Consider the following 17,709-nt stretch of genomic DNA (forward strand, 5'->3'; position numbering starts at 1 on the left):
TTTATAAATTAGTGATGGAACATATTTCCTCGGCCAATTTATCCAGGTTGCTGTTTATCAAAAGCCTCCTTTCCGGGGGGAACAGGGTAGAACGGAATACACTGGGCCTGGCAGCGGATAATTCTTTGTTATACCGCTTTGTGTCGGGTATCTGCGTTTTTAGCAGATTGATTTTTTCCGCCTTCATTATTTTATTGAAATTGGCATAGAGCTCCGTATGCTCCCGCTTGTCCACTTTGTTCCAGAACATATATGCCTGCTTCAGATTTATCTTTCCGTCCAGGGCTTTCATGTATTCCCGGATAGTAAGTATAAAGGCGAGGCTGCTCTGGAGTACCCGCTTGTCGGCAGTGATCGGGATGAATATATAATCCATATTCAGTATCAGGTTGATAATCCCTGCATTGTTGACAGTACCCGGCAGGTCGAATAAGACAGCATCTATTTGTGCATCGGAGGCTCCGGTAATGCTGTATGCTTCATCCAATGCTTTTTCGGAAGCGGCTTTTACGACCGGGTAAGCTTTTTTACCATAGATATCGAACTGTTTTGCCAGCGCGATTTGTAGCTCCAGAGTTTCTTCTACGGTCTTACGGTCATCGAGCCTCATGTTGTAAATCGAATGTTGGGGAAAGTCGCTGTCGATAACCAGGATGTTCTTATCCATGTTAAAATATAAGTAACTTGACAGCAAGGTTGTTATCGCAGACTTACCGACACCTCCCTTTTGGTTGCCAATGGCAATAAATAAAGTTTCTTTTTTCATGACGTTTTTTTAAATGCATTACTACTAATTACAATTAATTCAGCCGTTTAATGGTTTAGTTACCCGGTTATTCAACGGCTGAACCGCTAAACAACAGCATCATCGGATCAGTTAGCCGTTACATGGCTACCCCATTGGATAATCGTGCTGTTTAACGATTCTATGAACCTGTTGCTAACTTATCCGGCTATTCTTTTATCTCACAGCCTTACGATACAATTACCCGACTGTCTGGCGGCTGAATATTTCAATAACCCAACCGACAGACGAATGGGTGATTGAACTATTTGCCGACTTTACGGCTAAGCTGTCGGATCGTTAACATGCCGGGCGGTGATATCCTTTAATGATTAAGCGGCCAGACTCGTAAACCGCAGAATGATTAAATAGCAGAACCACAGAAACCGGAAAACGATTGAACCGTTAAACCGCTGAATAATACACAAAAGAGCAAATAATAATCTACCCTTTGGAGAAATGGCCGTATCTGTCCGCCTGTGACCTCTTGTGTCCTACGCAAATAACTTTGTTTCAGTTTTTTATGAGTGTAACTTTGCGGGTGACATAGATTCAAAAACAAAAAATAACCCTCAGATTATGAAAAATTTGAAACTAAATAAGGTGCAGAAAGGGAAAAATCCGGAACAGACCTCGCTACCAGTCACACGATACCCGATAAAAGGTCCGGAGGTAATATGCCGGCAGGCAGATTCTGTTAGCCCCTGCTAACAGCAAGTTATGTTTTGGTCCGCCCGGAATATTTCCGGCTCCCCAAAACAAACTTGCCCAACCTGACGGTTGGGGTGGCTTTCCTCCAAAGTCGGAAAGCCTGAGTTGAAAACAGATAACAATCGGATAATAGGATGGAAACAGATAAAAAAGAAAGGAAAAAGCCGGGCAGGAAGGTCAGTGATGATCCTGCAATCTATAAATACAGCATTAAACTCAATGCTGCGGAGAACGAACAATTCTTGTCTTTGTTCCGCAAATCCGGACAAAAGAACAAGACCGCGTTTATCAAAGCGATGCTTTTCAACCGTGAGATGAAGCTTGTCGTTATCGATAAAGTGTCGAAAGACTTCTATATGAGATTGACCAATATCTATGAACAATACAGGATGATAGGGGTCAATTACAACCAGACGGTCAAGGCAATCAAGAAAAACTTCGCGGAGAAACGCGCGTTGGCAATGCTTTACCGCCTGGAAAAAGCAACGCTCCAACTGATCGGAATTACCAAGGCGGTCATTGAATTGGCGAAAGAATACGGGCAGAAATAGCCGGATAAAGAGAGTGAATGGAGTTTTATAAACCCTGACAGACAGGAAAATAGCAGTATAAATGATTGCAAAAATAGCATATGGTTCTTCAATCTATGGGGTTGTAGCATACAACCATGAGAAAGTCGAAGCAGGTACAGCCTCGGTCATGCATACCCATAACATGATCCACGATGTATCCGGCTCGCAGGCTATAAACTTCGGACTAATCCTCCGGTCATTTGAAGATTATCTGTCAGCCAACATGGCGTTAAAAACACCGGTCGCCCATTTCTCTCTAAACCCTTCCCCGGAAGATCAACTCTCGGATGAAAAGCTCGTCCTGTTGTCAGACAGTTATATGGAAAAAATGGGCTATAAGGGGCAGCCTTATATCGTATATAAACATCGTGACATCGATCGCGAACATATCCATATCGTGTCAGTACGGGTCAGGGAAAACGGGGAGAAGATAAATGACAGCTATGACTATAAACGTTCCATGCAGGCCTGCCGGGAGCTGGAGAAAGAATATGGTTTAAAACAGATAGACGATCTGGAAAAGGAAGAGTCGGTATATTATTTGAAAAAGGTTGAATATGGATGCAATGACCTGAAAAGGCAAATTTCCAATACCCTTCAAAGCTTGCTGGATGACTATCGCTTCCAGTCATTCGGAGAATTCAACGCCCTGCTTTCCTGCTATAACATCCACTGTCGGCAGGTTAAAGGGGAAGAAGCCGGCAATATGTACCGGGGAGTTATTTATAACGCAATGGATGAAGCCGGTGAACTTGCAGGCCCAGCGATCAAATCCTCCCGTATCGGAAAATTTGCAGGCTATGATGCTTTATCCCGGAAGATGGATAAGGCAGCTAAAAAGATCAAATCGGAAGGCTTTCTCGTTCCCGGAGCAAAAAAACGGATTTCTGAAGCGATGAAAAACACGAAGGATGAAAAACAGTTTTCGGAACAGCTGAAACGGAATAATATGGATGTCGTTTTCCGTAAGAACGAGACAGGCAGGATATACGGTGTGACTTTCATCGACCACAATAACAAGATCGTTTTCAACGGATCGAGGCTGGGAAAAGAATTTTCCGCAAATGTATTCAATATGTTCTTTAATGATAATCAGGTTGTTAATAAAGTAGATGTCGAAATGAGGCAACAGTTTTCCGACCCGGGCAGACAAGATATTCCGGCCTTTGGTGTACCTGCCTCCGTCGATGAAATATTCGGAGTGTTTTACCTCAATTCTTCGGCTTATGACGCTGAGGAAGAGGCTTTCAAGCAGATGCTCAGACGAAAGAAAAAACGCGGTAACAGGCGTAGGATGTAGTATAAATATATAAACCATTAAAAATAAACGATATGCAGAATGAAGATGATTTAAGAGGATTGGCAAAAGTGATGGAATTCATGCGTGCCCTGAGTATTTTATTCGCAGTGATCCATATCTACTGGTATTGCTACAGTTGTATAGTTAAATGGGGAATTAATATCGGTGTTATTGACCGGATATTACTGAACTTCCAGCATACGGCAGGATTGTTTTCCAACCTTCTATGGACAAAACTGTTCTGTGTCGTTTTCCTGGCCTTGTCCTGCTTGGGAACCAAAGGAGTCAAGAACGAGAAGATCACCTGGAATAAAATATATGTATGCTTATTTTTCGGTTTTCTGTTTTTTTTCCTGAATTGGTGGATACTAGTACTACCCTTGCCCTTGGAAGCAAATGCAAGCCTGTATATATTTACCCTGACAACAGGATATATTCTTCTCCTTGTAGCCGGGTTATGGATGAGCCGTCTGTTGAAGAACACGCTCATGGAAGATGTTTTCAATACGGAGAATGAATCCTTCATGCAGGAAACCCGCCTGATGGAAAATGAGTATTCCGTAAATCTGCCGACAAAATTTTATTATCAGCAACAATGGAATGACGGTTGGATCAATGTGGTCAATCCGTTCCGGGCAACGATTGTATTGGGGACTCCGGGTAGCGGCAAGTCCTATGCTGTCGTTAATAACTACATAAAACAACACATAAAGAAAGGATTCTCCATGTATATTTACGATTATAAGTTTGATGATCTAAGTGTTATCGCTTATAATACACTAATAAATAATATGGATTGCTACCGGGTAAAGCCTAAGTTCTATGTCATTAATTTCGATGATCCGCGAAAATCCCACCGCTGTAATCCGATTAATCCGGATTTTATGACTGACATATCGGATGCCTATGAGGCAGCCTATACGATCATGTTAAATTTAAACCGTTCCTGGATCCAGAAGCAGGGGGATTTCTTTGTCGAATCGCCTATCATCTTATTGGCTTCGATTATCTGGTTCTTGAAAATTTATGAAAAAGGAAAATATTGCACCTTTCCCCATGCCATTGAGCTCCTGAATAAAAAGTATGCCGATATTTTTACAATCCTGACCTCTTATCCTGCACTCGAAAACTACCTTTCACCCTTTATGGATGCTTGGGAAGGAGGCGCTCAGGATCAGTTGCAGGGGCAGATTGCATCGGCCAAAATACCGCTTTCCAGAATGATCTCCCCTCAGTTGTATTGGGTCATGACCGGTGATGACTTTACGCTCGATATCAATAATCCCAATGAACCGAAAGTCTTATGCGTAGGAAATAATCCGGACAGGCAGAATATTTATTCTGCAGCACTCGGGCTCTATAACAGCCGCATTGTAAAACTAATTAATAAGAAAAAGCAGTTAAAAAGTTCGGTCATTATCGATGAGCTTCCGACTATCTATTTCCGGGGATTGGATAACCTGATTGCAACTGCACGTAGTAATAAAGTTGCTGTCTGCCTGGGTTTTCAGGATTATAGCCAGCTGATACGGGACTATGGAGATAAAGAATCCAAAGTAATCCAAAATACGGTTGGGAATATATTCAGTGGACAAGTGGTCGGGGAAACAGCCAAGAACCTCTCGGAAAGGTTCGGAAAAGTCCTGCAAAAGCGCCAGTCGATGACAATAAACCGTCAGGATACCTCGACCTCGATCAGTACGCAACTCGATTCATTGATTCCAGCCTCTAAGATCTCCAACCTGACACAAGGAATGTTTGTAGGAGCAGTATCCGATAACTTTGACGAACGAATCGATCAGAAAATATTCCATGCACAAATCGTTATTGATAACGATGCTGTTAAAGAAGAGACGAGCCGGTATGTTCCTATTCCCGAAGTTGTAAACTTTATAGACAGTCAGGGTGTCGACCGGATGGAAGAACAAATCTCCTTGAATTATGACCGGGTGAGAATAGAAGTAAAAAAAATAATAGAAGATGAATTGGATCGTATTACAAAAGATCCGGAGTTGCAACATCTGATAAAGAAAGAATAGCAGACAGATACCCAATAAAAAAGGCTTTTTTTAGTTTGCACATTCCCATATACAAGGAGTGCCTTTGCGCTAGATCCCTTTGGCGAATGTATAATTTGTGTTCGTCACCGGTCAAATTCAGGCCCTTGCAGGGTATACAAAAAAATCCACACTGTGCCGGTGTGTATTTTTTTGTATAAATTTGACGATTCGAACACTCTTTTGAAGGGCCAAAGGGACATAGCATGCAAAGCCACTTCCGACGCATAACGGGAAAGGGTATAATATTGTCATGTGCAAACGGATTTTTAGGGAACAAAAGCTGCTGGCTCTTCCTCAGCATATATTTAGTGTATTTTCGCCTTCTTCTTTTGAGAGTTGCCTTTATCTTTTTTATCTGAATTATCCTTTATCCTTTTTATTTTTTATCTTTGCCTGTATATAATAAAAGAGTAAAGTATTTGCTGTTTTAGGTGCAGAACAAAAGTCGAAACAAAAAATAAAACGTACCTGAAAACAAGTGAATACTCCCTGATATTGCGGGGGGTGTTCCTGTTTGTACGTTTGGGGCTTCGACTCCCTGTTCTGCGGATAGGTGATACCTTTCCGCTTTTTATTTTTAGAAATAACAGATATACACGATGGAAAGAAATGGCTATTCCTTTCTGTTCATTTGCCGGAGGATAAGCCGTTTGAATTTCAAACGGCTTATCTGATTATATATGGTTGTGTTTATTCAACATTGCAGGATCAAAAATTCTAAATTTTAGAATACCAGGACTGAAGATGTGTGTCATCTATCTTTTCAGATATCCGTTTGTGAGGAAGTTCGCTCTTTAAATTCAAAATAGTTCCTGTATTTTTGATGTGGAAGTAAAAATGAGGAAGAACAGGGCATATAGTGTATATATTGCGTATTTATAACCAGAAACGTATGCTTGTTGATAAATAGCTTTTAATGAGCGTCTTGCCGTATTGTGAGATTTTTATATTTTTATAGAAGACGGGTCTTTTCTGCAATCAAAAATGTCTGTAATATAAATTACGGTGTCAGTAATCCTGTAAATAACCTTATACTTATTATGACCTCGCAGAATATATCGGTATTCTTTCCCTGATCTTTTTAGATTGGGTTCAACTGCTCCGGATTTAGGAAAAGCTTCTAATTGCCCGGTATTTAATATATCTTCGATAACTCGTTTAGCTGTTGTAATGTTGGTATTATCAAGCAGGTATTGATATATTAATGCAAGCTCATCGAGTGCAGGTTCAGTCCAAATAACCCTGGCCTTCACAGGCCTAATCTTTTCCGGACTTCATTCGTTGTATATACCCGTCCTTCTGTTATCGCTTTCTCAGATTTTTCAACGCGCTCCTCCAGTTCTTCCACTGTAAAACGGTTTACCGGTTTGGAGAACTTCTTAATAATTTCCTCTATCCTTTCAAGTGCGGAAGCATCGTCTACATCGGGGATATTCTCTGCGATCATTCTTTTTCTTGCTTCTAAACTTATTGTGCTCATGTCACTATATTATAAATTATTTTTACAAATATAATGACTAACGCACAGATCTACTTATTTTATATGTGAAAAATTGCTATTCAAGTTATTGATGCAGGCATTTTTATGTAAACAGAGAGACAGGCTATCCCCAACCCGCTTCCTGCTTACCCGATCTTATAAATGAATGGTTGATAGGTGAGAATAACTTTTAGCCGAGGCTCTTATTTTTTTACGGCAAAGATATCCGGCGTGTCTTGACCGGGCAGTCAAGTTCCATTTCATTTTTGAAGGAAAATCTCCACACCTTGCCTGGAGGCTGCGGGTTGTATTTTCCTTAAAAAACTTGCCTGACCCTGAACACGCCCTTTCCCGTCCTCAAAAAATAAGAGCCTGCGGCTCATAAATAGATAAATAAGGAAGAAGATGGGAAATACAGATTTGACAAGAGCCAGTGTATATGTCTGTAGACAAAAGCCGGCTGATGGAAGCTATCCTCAGGGAGTCCGGCTGGAACTGATCCACTATAAAGACATGACAGCCTTTAAGAATACCTGTAAGGAATATTTGCGTGTAACGGATAAGCAAGTCTTCTATTTCGATTATGAAAATATTCCCGGAGTATATATCTCTGAAACATGGATCTGCCCTGAATTATTTACATTGGTACGTTTCGTATCCGGCTTGCCGGAGAATGAGCAAATAGCTTTCTCAGCATGGCTGGATGTGTTTCGTCCTGATCTGGGCGAGATTGAGCCGGAGAGCCTTGAAGACAAGTTCCGCTATAGTTACGAAGGCTATTACCGGACTAAAGAGCAGTTTGGACAACATTATGCCCGGGAACGAATGTCGATCATCCCGGACGGTGAATCCGGTTTTAACCTGAAAGCATATACGTGGATGCTTTTCGACGGCATGTTTGTGTTCCGGGATGGTTATGTATTTAAGAATACTTGAAGGATCATTGGATCCATATTACTAACAATAAAAACAAATAAGTATGTTTCAAAATTTTTATGACATGATGGATGAAGGACAGATCCTGTCCATTTCCCTGATGAAAAAAGGCGGAAAGCTGGTAGTCTGTATCCTTCCACGCTCGGAAAAAGTAAAGGATGAGGCTCAAAATCATTTTACACCTTTGAACCTGGAGGGTACTCCGGAAGAACTTAATGCCGGATTTATAACGGCTATTTCCAATCCTGTAAGGAAAGTATCGGGCATGTTGAAGAATATGGCTGATTTTGAGGAAAAAACGGAGAAAGCTGCTGCGGAATCCAAGGCATTGAAGGAGAAGAACGATAAGGTCAATAAAATGATTAAGGATGCCGAGGCATTGGAAAAGGATAAACCGAAGGAAGCGTTGACTGCTTATAATAAGGTACTTGAACTGGATAAATACAACCAGAAAATCATCAGTAAGATTGCCGCGCTTCAGGAAAAGACTATGCAGGGAAACCTGTTTGCCGCAGAGTCGGACTCAACCGCTACAGTAAAAGAGGCCGATATTCAACCTGTTGTGCCACAGTACGGATTATCCGCAGAAATTGAACCTGTGGCAGGGAATAATACCACAGGAGCAGCCGTTTCAGCCGTAGATATGTTCGAACAGGTTCTTAAGAATAATGAACCGGTCGCCCAAGAGAAGAAATCCGCAGACGCTGCCCCGGCTATGGGCGGTATGACCCCTGAAATGCTCGCTCAGTTCCAACAGTTTATGGCTTTCCAACAGCAACAAGGTAACAACAATAATCAATAATTAAAAATACAAAGAATTATGGCATTGGAAATAAAAGAAATAGAACGTGAGTTCCGTATAGAAGAAAGCGGTGTCGTCATATCCGACCCGAATCCTGAAATGACGGTGGAGAATGTGCAGTTGTTTTATTCATCCCTCTATCCCGAATTAACAACGGCAACGGTTAAAGGCCCCGAATACAAGGATGATAAGTATGTCTATCTGTTTACAAGTGTAATCGGAACTAAAGGATGAGACGATGTTCACAACAGCTATCGAAGATGCCCGCAAAGATCGGGCAGATTTTCCTTCAGGAGTACAAGCGGAAGGATATAAAGCGGGGAGTAAATACCGTAAAAAGACAAAAGGCAGGGTCAGAAAATCAAACAATGGTTTTCTGACCGTTGTTTTTAACCCCTTTCCCATAGGTGACTTTAACCCTCTTTTTTCAGAGGAAAACTACAAGCACCTGTATGAATCGGTACTTGCATATGGACGCCTGCTCGGATGCTCAAAGCCCTTGCTGTACGATCCGATGGATTTTGAACCTTTATACGGCTACCTGAGTGATATCCTTCCGAAGAATCAGGAATGCCGTATAAGCGCTGAAGAAGATGATCGCCTGCGCCTGTGGGTGTTTGATACCGAGCATGAGGATCATACACTCTACTATCTGCCATGCAGTATAATCACCCGGTCTGAAGGCGTTTTCCGGGATATACTGGTTTCTTTTTTCGCTTTTTTACAACAGAAACAGCATTTGACACCCCTTGGTGAAAGCATGTATTTTGAATATATTAGGGAGGAATTTTATTCTACCGACGAGGCGGATCTGGATGAAGACTGGGTGGAACTGCTCAAGCGTTATTTCGAAGGTGATATAGGTGAGATACTGGAACTGATCAAAAAGAAACCTGAATATTCTTTGCGGAAGCTTAGGCAAATGCTGGCGGGATTCACACCCGGAAACTCTCGGGAACAAAAAATAAAGGAACTGATAGGGGAGGGGCTGAAATATTTATCACGGAAAGGATCAATACGCACTTATGCCATTCCGCCGGAAGTAGATGAGGACTATGCTTGGCCGATTGAGATCGATAATGTGATCCAGATTATCTATGACTCGGATGCCGTTAATGAGAGCCAGGCGAAATTCTATAATGAAATGGCACAGGAGTCGGGCTTCGAATTTATCAGCGGTGGATGGATGGAAATTACCCCGCAGACAACAGGCTTACTAAAGATAAATAACTATGTACGGGATTTTATGAACTGGTTAAACAGATTAAACGATGAGTTATACTACGCGTGATTTATTGGATTTATCGAAAGAAAATTCTTTCTATCCTTTTATGGCTATGGTTGCCTATAAGAACCCCCTGGATGAGGTCTATATCGAATCCCATAACATCAATTCGAAAGGCCGGATGCTGGCAGGCGTGCCCTTGTCCAAGGCCTGTATCACGGAATTGGCAGGGTCATTCTCTGAGGAACAGTCTGTCACGCCTCATGGTGTCTTGCCCGCCAATATGCTGTATTTCGATAGCCGTATCGGATATCGAAAGTATATCTGGTATAATCCGCCCCGGAAGCAGATGATGTTTTTCCATAAGAAACTGCATATCCCTAACGGAGAATACCATATACCCGGTATCGTCTATGTCGTCAAGGAAGATCGTCTGAACCTGTTCGCTTTTACAGGGAATAAACTCAAAGATAAACTTTATAAAGCCCCTTTTTTCAATACGACCAACGGCAGTGTTTGTCTGGGAAATGCGAAGATCGAGTATCCCGAAAATCCAACTTTTACTGACCTTATCAATTATTGGGAGAAAAAGTTCTGGCTGACCGAGTTTACCCATTTGGGAGGAAGCATGAACCCGACAAAAGACAACCTGGTACAGGTGACGAAGGATTCCGTTCAATCATTCGATTACGGACAGTTGACAGAAATGGATATTACCCTAAAAAAACTATTGAAATGAAAAGACATATTGTACCTAATTACCTGTTGAACCCTTCGCATCCGGTAACAGTAAACCTGATCGGTTGCGGAGGAACCGGATCCCAGGTACTGACCTGCCTGGGGCGGATCAGTCACAGTTTGCAGCAGTTGGGACATCCCGGACTTCATGTTATAACTTATGACGCGGATACGGTCAGTTCTTCGAATGTAGGACGGCAATTGTTTCCGGAAGACGATCTCGGATTGAATAAGGCCATTGTGTTGACTACACGTATCAACCGTTTTTTCGGTACTTCATGGGAAGCAGTTCCGGAGTTCTTTACAGAGGAATCGGCTGTGAGTTGTAACATTACTATCAGTTGTGTGGATATGCTTAGATCCCGCCTGGAGATAGAAAAAGTCTTGAAAAAATCGGAGAAGAAATATAAGAACGACGAGCCCTACCTCTATCCTTATTATTGGCTCGATTTCGGCAATACGACGGATTCGGGACAAGTTGTACTAGGTACTTTAGCGGAACTGGAACAGCCTTCGTCAAAGAAATATGAGACAATAGCGAAACTACCCTTGTTCACAGAACGCTTTGATGTGACAAAGATCAATGAGAAGGACTCCGGGCCGTCCTGTTCGTTAGCTGAGGCTCTCAGGAAGCAAAACTTGTTTATCAATTCATCTCTTGCTCAACTGGGATGTGATCTTATCTGGCGGATGTTTTCCGAAGGGATGCTGGATAGAGCCGGCTTATTTTTAAACCTGAAACTGATGAGTTCGAATCCGATACATTTATAAATTAAATGGATAAAAGTATAATTACATGTTTTCAGGTGATAGAATTGCCGGGCAGAGTAATTATTGGTTTTCTAACAGATTATTTATTATGAAGTATTCATAAAATAAAGAATAAGAGGAATAAAATTTCCTCTACTGAAATGAAATAATGAATTTTTATTATCCAGATTTTTCGGTCTTTTCAGTTTATTCGGGAAGTTAAACCGAACAGTGTAAAATTGGAAGCAGACATAATTTGAAAGTACTCACAAGTAGTTTATGTGTTAACAGTGATTATCCTTGCGAAAGGAATATTTTCTTTTTTTTGAAGTCATCTGTTCACCGGATATTTCCTGTTGGATTGGTTTTAATCGTATATCACTAACTGTCATGAAATTAAAATGTTAATTGTAGTTTCATCGTCGTGATCAGAGGATAACGCATTTTGGACTTAGGGTACGCTATAAAGGTATTTCCCCATTATTTTTGATTTCATCATAGAAGAACACCATTCTGAAACCAAAAAGAAACTAAAAAACGGATCTTTCATAATTTAAATATTTACCATATTCTTTTTTCATAGGCTGTTTTTATTAAGTAAAAAATATGATTTTCTTTATCTCTCGGCGCATACCATATTCCTTATGTTTTGTTTGAGGAACAAAATATCTAAAATCCTTATCATCATCATTTGCCTTTTTATTAAATACTCCGTTTTTCTTTTCTTGTTTTAATATTAGGGGAAATACCTTTTTTATCTGTTCTATATTCTATTCCCGATAAGTCTATAGAGAGTTATGTGGTAAAAGGAAACCGGCAAGCATAATCTATTCATCCATTTTGAATTGGATTGCTTTTAGTACCCGCTTGCTGTTCCGCCTCTATTTAATATGCGGATCCCATGTTCTTTAGTTTCTATAGCTAAAGCCTCTGATTCACAATGTGCTTTTTTATTCTGAAGGATGTGGATATATAATATTTATACCTTCCTGTGACCGTTTTAACCTTTGGTTGCATTAGATTCATAATCATTATTTTATAATGAGAATTTATCAAAGGGATTTAATCCCTTAGCTTAAAGTAATCCTTGCTGAATGTCAAGTAAAAGTTAAATACTTCGAGACCTTTTATTTTAGAAAAGAGTGTTTATCCGGATAATGAAATCTTGTATTCTTCGCCCATCATGGGTTATGAATTTTGTCGGAATAATACGCTACTTACTTTTCTTTATCATAATTGTAGATTATTGCTATATTCGATTCGGTATGGCTACACCGGAATTATCCTTTAAAGTAAAATATTATATACATTAACTGTATGTTATTATAATGTTAATATAAACTTACTGTTTGTTATATTGTTGATATACAGTAATGTTTTAATTAAATATATAAATGGAATGCTACTCCGATTTGTAGCAAAGGTTCATAAATCATATCTAAAAGTTTATATTGTGATGTTTTTTCGATTAATTCGTTGTGTCTTGCTTTGATCCTTTCACCTATATGCTATTGTTTATTTTGCGGAGTTGCGTCAACGATGTAGAAATTTTGATTGCCGATACAACAAGTAAAATTCTTACCCGGTAGTTCCCGATGATAAAGCAACTTTCTTCTCCTACTGCACTACGGATTAATAAAAGAATATCTGTATTTGTATTGAAGAATTTCGTTTGGTAAGCTAAAGTTCATCGAATAAAACTTTTACAGCCAGGTCGTACGCTGCATGATCAGCGACACCATCGCTGATCAGTTCATGGTACAGACTGAAAGATTCATCTGTGCGGGAAGAAAGGAAAGGCCTATCATCCGAAAGATCCGGATGGTAAGCCTTCAGGTAGTTTTGAAGTATATCTTCAAAATAAGTGCGGTTATAAGGTGCTAAGATGCCTTTCATTTTTTATCAGGGAACTTAAATACCGGTTTGAAAAACTTGTCCAGAGCAATATGTGCCTCAAATTCCTTTCCTTTCTTGTTTTTGAATCCCTTGATCAGTGAGGTTTTACCTTTTACTAATAAGTCTTTTATCTCTTCATCATTCAGTATTTTACCACAGATTTCCCGATATATGATAAACCTGCATTGGGTATAATTGCATTTGGCAACCTCTTTGAAGACCGTCACCTTTCCCAGACGGCATTTGGGACAGATATATTCAGTTCCGCAGACGGCATTCTCGGCCTGCATAACACTGATTATCTCACTGACAGCCTGTTTGGTATAAACTTTGATGCCCCCCATAAACGAGTTCAGGTAATCGGGTTGCGATTCAATCTGTAGCAGGGCCTGTTCCCATGAGGCCGTCAATTCTGCATCGGCGATCCGCATCGCCTTGACGGCATTATATAAAGCCGTCCCTTTTTTAGTCGGTATCAGGCTCTTGTTATGCCGTTCGATATATCCGCGGGAGAATAGGGTTTCTATGATGGCTGCGCGTGTTGCCGGAGTCCCTATTCCGCATTCTTTCAATGCAGCTTTTAATTCTTTGTTTTCAATATCTTTTCCTGCCGTCTCCATTGCAGTAAGTAATCCGGCTTCCGTAAACAAGGGTTTAGCTTTTGTTTTTTTCTGAACGAGGTTATGGCTTTCGATCGTGAGATATTCACCCTCCATCAATACCGGGAGCCTTTGATTTTCGACTTCACTGTCTTCTTCCTCTTCATGAACGGAATCGAATACCGCTTTCCAGCCTTTTTCCCTGATTGTCCATCCACGGGCGGTAAAGATGATATCATCGCAACAGAGTTCAACATCCGTCACATCTTTTGTACATGGCTTGGAGAATGCTTCCAGTACCCTTCCGGCAATTAAATCATAAATAAGGGTTTCTTCTTCATTGATCCTTGAAGGCCGGATTCCGGTGATAAGCAGGGCATGGTGATCCGTTACTTTCTTCGCATTGACAGCGTTTCTGTTCAGCTTCATTACAGACAATATCCTGGCATAACTGCTGAAAAGTTTGTATGTCGTCAGTGAATTAATGAGTGAGGGTAGGGTCGCAAAGATATCGTCTGGAATATACCTGCTGCCTGTTCTGGGATAAGTAATGAGTTTACGCTCATAAAGGCCTTGTGCCAGAGTTAGTGTTTTATCCGCGCTGAACCCATAGCGGATATTCGCTGTTTTTTGTAGGCTCGCCAGATCATGCAATAGCGGCGGCTGCTCTTTTGTTTCTTTACATTCTATCCGAGAGACTTTTGCCAGCGGTGATTTTTTCAGCCTTTTATAAAGCTCCTCCGCTTCTTGCTGGACAAAGAAAGAGTCTTTGGCTTTTACCTGAAATACGGCATCTTCCTTTTTTACGTGTAAGACTGCCTGCCAGAAAGGCTGTGGTGTAAATCCCGTATTTTCGTTATAACGTTTACAGATCAGGGCCAGGGTAGGAGTCTGTACTCTTCCCAGAGAGTGGTTTGCGTTTCCGGAACTGAGTGCCAGGGCCCGGCTGGAGTTAATACCTAAAAGCCAGTCAGCTTTGCTTCGTGTTTCAGCAGCAAGGAACAGGTTGTCGTAACTGTTTCCGTCTTTCAGGTTATCCAGTCCTTCTTGGATGGCGGTATCCGTTAATGAACTTATCCAGAGACGGGAGAACGGTTTTTTACACTTCAGGTATTTATATATGTACCTGAAGATGAGTTCACCTTCGCGCCCTGCATCTGTTGCCACAATGATTTTATCACATTTTGAAAATACGGACTTAATTACCTCCAGTTGTTTTTTTGCATTGCCATCCGTCCTGTATCCGTTTTTTGATTTTACCTTTCGGATAATAAGCTTAAAGGGATCGGGTATAAAAGGTAAGGCTTCGGTGGTATTCGGAAAATTGTAATCTTCCGGCAGGGCCAGTGATACCAGGTGTCCGTAAGCCCATGTCACCATATAGCCTTTTCCCTGGATAAATCCTTCTTTTTTATCGTTTACCCCCAATACCCGTGCAATATCCCGTGCGACGCTCGGTTTTTCCGCTATTATTGCTATCATAGTTCTTAATTGGATTATTACAAGGCTCTCCTTTATCTATGGGAGAGCCTTGTTAGCTGAATATTAATTGCTTGCAACATAATCGGGGGATATCCCGATAATTTCCACGACAGGACTTTCCCCCTGTTGGACCACCTGTAAGGTAGCATCCAGGTCAACATCTACTCCAAGCAGCATCAGGTGCAGATTGATAACATCGGTTTTTTCTCCCCTGAGAAGTTTATCGAGATTACCACTTTTTTCCAGGTCGTCTTTATAGATATTGATGGCGGCCAGTTCATCCCATTTGATATCTTCCTGTCTGTAAATATGGCCTTCTTTTGAATTTTTGTTCATTTCAGTTATTTTTATTCATAAAACATTTAAAAAATAGGCACTCATCCTGTTACATTTTAGGGCCTCTCGATTTTTTAGGTTTCTGTTCCTTTTGTTCTTTCTCTTCTTTTGCCTCGTTCTGTTTTTGTCCCGCTTGCTGTTTGGTATCATTACTTTGAGCAGTTCTCGGCTTGTCGGGATCCTCTTTGTAATAATCGAGTTGTCCCTGATTTTGATTTACTTTGACGTAAGAAGAAAATTCGTTCCCGTCAAAACCTTTCATGCCTTCTACCAGAACAGCCTTTCCATCCTGAAGCTGTGCCCTTTGGGTAACATTGAGCGTGACACCGAATACCTCAGGGGGTATCTTAAACTGTTCCCGTTGGGCAAATCCATCGGGCGTATTGCTGTAACTCAACCGGCCTGTTTCGGTATCAGCCTTGATGTAAGATGAGAATTCCTCACCTTTTCGGTTGACCATGCCATCCAGGAAAATATGCGTTCCCCTTCTGAGTGTATCCCGCTCTTCCCCTGTTAACTCGACTCCTCCGATTTGTTTTGGGATATATATTTCCCTTGCACCTTCCGGTGAATCGGGGTTGTAGCGTGTATATGCCAGATTTCCCGTTGCTTCGTCCCGCTTGATGAACGATGAGAACAGTTCTCCGTCTTTACGCTTCATATCTTCTATGAAAATAGCTTTGCCTTCGGACAGATCTTTATTTTGTTGTGGACTGAGCTCCACCCCTCCGATGATCTGATTGTTTCGCTGGCCGTCATTCGGGAAGATATACTCAATACCTCTCCTGTCCGCGTTGAGTTGGATATCCGCGCTGAATTCCTTGCCGTTGTTGGAAACCATGCCGTCCAGATGGATCTTTTTGCCTTCCCGTAAGTCGGCGATATCCTGCTGGGTTAAGGTTACCCCTTTAATCGTTTCCTGTATATTTATTGTATCAGCTCTGGCCGCTACCAATTCATTGGTCAGCTTATCGACGCTGATCAGGTAAGGATGGTATTCGTTATCACGGCCTTTTAGTTCGACAGCCCTTCCCATATTTCCGGATTCACGCAGGTTCTTTTTGTCCTCTTCCGAGAAGATGTGCCCGAAGAAAGGCCTTTGCAGTTGCGGTTCCTGACGCAGTCCATGGACTGCAAGCACAACAGGCCCCCCTTTGGATTGCTGGAATGATAAGCGGGCATCTGCTTTGATCACAGCAGCTCCCATATTCAGGGATACAGGTACTAACTGTGATGTTTTGTAGCCTTTGAGCATACTGTCGAGTAAGCCTCTGTCCTTGAGATATTCCCGGGATACCCCGAAGCCTTCGATCGACTTCCAGTCGATCATCGATTCGTTAAAACGTTGTCTGTCCTGACCTTGATCCGGTTGATCCGGTTGTGCTGCTTTAGTTGTTGCGGCACTTTGTTCATTTTTTGCCATAATTTCTGAATTTTGATTATTGTTATTGATTAGTTGCTTTGCAACCTGGGGATTATCTATCCGGTATCTGTCCGCGAAATCTTCAGCCTGCGGTGACCGCTCGGACTTAAGTAATTCTTTAAAAAGACTGACCGTACTTTTGATATCGGAGAATACTTTTAATGGGACTCTGAGTATTTCAAAGCGTGTAGGGTCACGCGCTTGACTGTAAAAATTTTTAACCGCCGTGATTGCGATATCAAGCGCATCGGAGTTGTGGCCTACCTGCATGAACTCATTTTGCCTTTCTTTTGTAGCCGGAACGGTTTTGAGCTTTCCATCCTTACCGATATCCTTGACTGCTTCTACAGTTTTGCCTTTTTTGTCAATGAGCAGCAGTATGTCTGATAATTGCTCATTGGACAATCTTTCTCTTATTTCATTGTTGTTCGTTTTCTCCGCCATATGAATCAACCTTTTTTGATAAATAAATATTTTCGGGTTAAAAATAGGCGATTTTATTTTACAAAAACCAGATATACAGCATGTTGTCCTTATGTGTCCTTGCGTGTCCGCATGTTTCCCCTTCTGTGTAATTTTCTTAGTCTGTGGAGATCATCTTGAAAGAAAAATGAT

At 41.3% G+C, this 17,709-nt stretch carries 17 protein-coding genes; 10 read left to right on the plus strand and 7 right to left on the minus strand.

Features of this window, described 5'->3' with window-relative positions; all coding sequences use genetic code 11:
- Position 1 precedes the first annotated feature (1 nt).
- Positions 2 to 766, minus strand: a complete 765-nt coding sequence (locus PKC55_RS10410; RefSeq protein WP_291124627.1) for a ParA family protein — start codon at positions 764 to 766, stop codon at positions 2 to 4.
- A 597-nt stretch (positions 767 to 1,363) separates the two neighbouring features.
- Between PKC55_RS10410 and PKC55_RS10415 the strand changes: the two genes are divergently transcribed.
- The 4 genes from PKC55_RS10415 (at position 1,364) to mobC (ending at position 5,406) form a co-directional block, all read left to right on the plus strand.
- Complete coding sequence (locus tag PKC55_RS10415; protein ID WP_291124625.1) at positions 1,364 to 1,495, plus strand: hypothetical protein; 132 nt, start codon at positions 1,364 to 1,366, stop codon at positions 1,493 to 1,495.
- Positions 1,496 to 1,629: 134 nt separating this feature from the next.
- Positions 1,630 to 2,046 carry a conjugal transfer protein MobA gene (mobA, locus tag PKC55_RS10420; protein WP_291124623.1) on the plus strand — a complete coding sequence of 139 codons (417 nt, stop codon included), beginning with the start codon at positions 1,630 to 1,632 and terminating at the stop codon, positions 2,044 to 2,046.
- 61 nt (positions 2,047 to 2,107) lie between these two features.
- A complete protein-coding gene (gene mobB / locus PKC55_RS10425; protein ID WP_291124621.1) occupies positions 2,108 to 3,367 on the plus strand; it encodes a conjugal transfer protein MobB in 1,260 nt (419 codons plus the stop codon).
- Positions 3,368 to 3,399: 32 nt separating this feature from the next.
- Complete coding sequence (gene mobC, locus PKC55_RS10430; RefSeq protein ID WP_291124619.1) at positions 3,400 to 5,406, plus strand: conjugal transfer protein MobC; 2,007 nt, start codon at positions 3,400 to 3,402, stop codon at positions 5,404 to 5,406.
- Between the two features lie 965 nt (positions 5,407 to 6,371).
- On the opposite strand, the gene PKC55_RS10435 is transcribed toward mobC, so the two are convergent.
- The gene (locus tag PKC55_RS10435) at positions 6,372 to 6,680 is read right to left on the minus strand and encodes a type II toxin-antitoxin system RelE/ParE family toxin (protein WP_324372942.1); all 309 of its coding nucleotides are present in this window, start codon (positions 6,678 to 6,680) and stop codon (positions 6,372 to 6,374) included.
- Positions 6,677 to 6,907, minus strand: coding sequence for a hypothetical protein (locus tag PKC55_RS10440; RefSeq protein WP_291124617.1), 231 nt, complete (start codon positions 6,905 to 6,907; stop codon positions 6,677 to 6,679). The genes PKC55_RS10435 and PKC55_RS10440 overlap by 4 nt, the downstream gene beginning before the upstream one ends.
- 405 nt (positions 6,908 to 7,312) lie before the next feature.
- Here PKC55_RS10440 and PKC55_RS10445 point away from each other — a divergent pair, with 405 nt between their 5' ends.
- Genes PKC55_RS10445 through PKC55_RS10470 form a run of 6 tightly spaced genes read left to right on the plus strand, consistent with a single transcriptional unit; the run spans position 7,313 to position 11,379 of the window.
- On the plus strand, positions 7,313 to 7,843 hold the full coding sequence (locus PKC55_RS10445; protein WP_291124615.1) for an antirestriction protein ArdA: 531 nt from the start codon (positions 7,313 to 7,315) through the stop codon (positions 7,841 to 7,843).
- A 43-nt stretch (positions 7,844 to 7,886) separates the two neighbouring features.
- Positions 7,887 to 8,645, plus strand: coding sequence for a PRTRC system protein E (locus PKC55_RS10450; RefSeq protein ID WP_291124612.1), 759 nt, complete (start codon positions 7,887 to 7,889; stop codon positions 8,643 to 8,645).
- Between the two features lie 18 nt (positions 8,646 to 8,663).
- Positions 8,664 to 8,879, plus strand: coding sequence for a PRTRC system protein C (locus tag PKC55_RS10455; RefSeq protein ID WP_291124610.1), 216 nt, complete (start codon positions 8,664 to 8,666; stop codon positions 8,877 to 8,879).
- Positions 8,880 to 8,883: 4 nt separating this feature from the next.
- The gene (locus tag PKC55_RS10460) at positions 8,884 to 9,936 is read left to right on the plus strand and encodes a hypothetical protein (protein WP_291124608.1); all 1,053 of its coding nucleotides are present in this window, start codon (positions 8,884 to 8,886) and stop codon (positions 9,934 to 9,936) included.
- Positions 9,917 to 10,609: a PRTRC system protein B gene (locus tag PKC55_RS10465; protein WP_291124606.1), complete on the plus strand. Its 693-nt coding sequence runs from the start codon at positions 9,917 to 9,919 to the stop codon at positions 10,607 to 10,609. Before PKC55_RS10460 ends, PKC55_RS10465 begins: the two co-directional genes overlap by 20 nt.
- Entirely contained in the window at positions 10,606 to 11,379 is a 774-nt protein-coding gene (locus tag PKC55_RS10470) for a PRTRC system ThiF family protein (protein ID WP_291124604.1), read from the plus strand. Before PKC55_RS10465 ends, PKC55_RS10470 begins: the two co-directional genes overlap by 4 nt.
- A gap of 1,659 nt (positions 11,380 to 13,038) precedes the next feature.
- Here PKC55_RS10470 and PKC55_RS10475 read toward each other — a convergent pair.
- The 4 genes from PKC55_RS10475 to PKC55_RS10490 all read right to left on the minus strand — a co-directional run bounded on the left by PKC55_RS10475 (position 13,039) and on the right by PKC55_RS10490 (position 17,538).
- Positions 13,039 to 13,254 carry a DUF1896 family protein gene (locus PKC55_RS10475; RefSeq protein WP_291124602.1) on the minus strand — a complete coding sequence of 72 codons (216 nt, stop codon included), beginning with the start codon at positions 13,252 to 13,254 and terminating at the stop codon, positions 13,039 to 13,041.
- Positions 13,251 to 15,335, minus strand: coding sequence for a type IA DNA topoisomerase (locus PKC55_RS10480; RefSeq protein WP_291124600.1), 2,085 nt, complete (start codon positions 15,333 to 15,335; stop codon positions 13,251 to 13,253). Before PKC55_RS10480 ends, PKC55_RS10475 begins: the two co-directional genes overlap by 4 nt.
- 63 nt (positions 15,336 to 15,398) lie before the next feature.
- Positions 15,399 to 15,671, minus strand: a complete 273-nt coding sequence (locus PKC55_RS10485; protein WP_291124598.1) for a DUF4099 domain-containing protein — start codon at positions 15,669 to 15,671, stop codon at positions 15,399 to 15,401.
- Positions 15,672 to 15,720: 49 nt separating this feature from the next.
- Positions 15,721 to 17,538 (minus strand): DUF3945 domain-containing protein, encoded by a 1,818-nt coding sequence (locus PKC55_RS10490; RefSeq protein ID WP_291124596.1) that lies wholly within the window; start codon positions 17,536 to 17,538, stop codon positions 15,721 to 15,723.
- Positions 17,539 to 17,709: the final 171 nt, after the last annotated feature.

It is taken from the genome of Dysgonomonas sp., from assembly GCF_035323175.1.
Classification (GTDB): Bacteria; Bacteroidota; Bacteroidia; order Bacteroidales; family Dysgonomonadaceae; genus Dysgonomonas.

What these genes read in the sequence shown, in the direction of transcription:
- PKC55_RS10410 (WP_291124627.1), bottom strand. Translation starts at nt 766, where the DNA reads ATGAAAAAAGAAACTTTATTTATTGCCATTGGCAACCAAAAGGGAGGT.
- PKC55_RS10415 (WP_291124625.1), top strand. Translation starts at nt 1,364, where the DNA reads ATGAAAAATTTGAAACTAAATAAGGTGCAGAAAGGGAAAAATCCGGAA.
- mobA (WP_291124623.1), top strand. Translation starts at nt 1,630, where the DNA reads ATGGAAACAGATAAAAAAGAAAGGAAAAAGCCGGGCAGGAAGGTCAGT.
- mobB (WP_291124621.1), top strand. Translation starts at nt 2,108, where the DNA reads ATGATTGCAAAAATAGCATATGGTTCTTCAATCTATGGGGTTGTAGCA.
- mobC (WP_291124619.1), top strand. Translation starts at nt 3,400, where the DNA reads ATGCAGAATGAAGATGATTTAAGAGGATTGGCAAAAGTGATGGAATTC.
- PKC55_RS10440 (WP_291124617.1), bottom strand. Translation starts at nt 6,907, where the DNA reads ATGAGCACAATAAGTTTAGAAGCAAGAAAAAGAATGATCGCAGAGAAT.
- PKC55_RS10445 (WP_291124615.1), top strand. Translation starts at nt 7,313, where the DNA reads ATGGGAAATACAGATTTGACAAGAGCCAGTGTATATGTCTGTAGACAA.
- PKC55_RS10450 (WP_291124612.1), top strand. Translation starts at nt 7,887, where the DNA reads ATGTTTCAAAATTTTTATGACATGATGGATGAAGGACAGATCCTGTCC.
- PKC55_RS10455 (WP_291124610.1), top strand. Translation starts at nt 8,664, where the DNA reads ATGGCATTGGAAATAAAAGAAATAGAACGTGAGTTCCGTATAGAAGAA.
- PKC55_RS10460 (WP_291124608.1), top strand. Translation starts at nt 8,884, where the DNA reads ATGTTCACAACAGCTATCGAAGATGCCCGCAAAGATCGGGCAGATTTT.
- PKC55_RS10465 (WP_291124606.1), top strand. Translation starts at nt 9,917, where the DNA reads ATGAGTTATACTACGCGTGATTTATTGGATTTATCGAAAGAAAATTCT.
- PKC55_RS10470 (WP_291124604.1), top strand. Translation starts at nt 10,606, where the DNA reads ATGAAAAGACATATTGTACCTAATTACCTGTTGAACCCTTCGCATCCG.
- PKC55_RS10475 (WP_291124602.1), bottom strand. Translation starts at nt 13,254, where the DNA reads ATGAAAGGCATCTTAGCACCTTATAACCGCACTTATTTTGAAGATATA.
- PKC55_RS10480 (WP_291124600.1), bottom strand. Translation starts at nt 15,335, where the DNA reads ATGATAGCAATAATAGCGGAAAAACCGAGCGTCGCACGGGATATTGCA.
- PKC55_RS10485 (WP_291124598.1), bottom strand. Translation starts at nt 15,671, where the DNA reads ATGAACAAAAATTCAAAAGAAGGCCATATTTACAGACAGGAAGATATC.
- PKC55_RS10490 (WP_291124596.1), bottom strand. Translation starts at nt 17,538, where the DNA reads ATGGCGGAGAAAACGAACAACAATGAAATAAGAGAAAGATTGTCCAAT.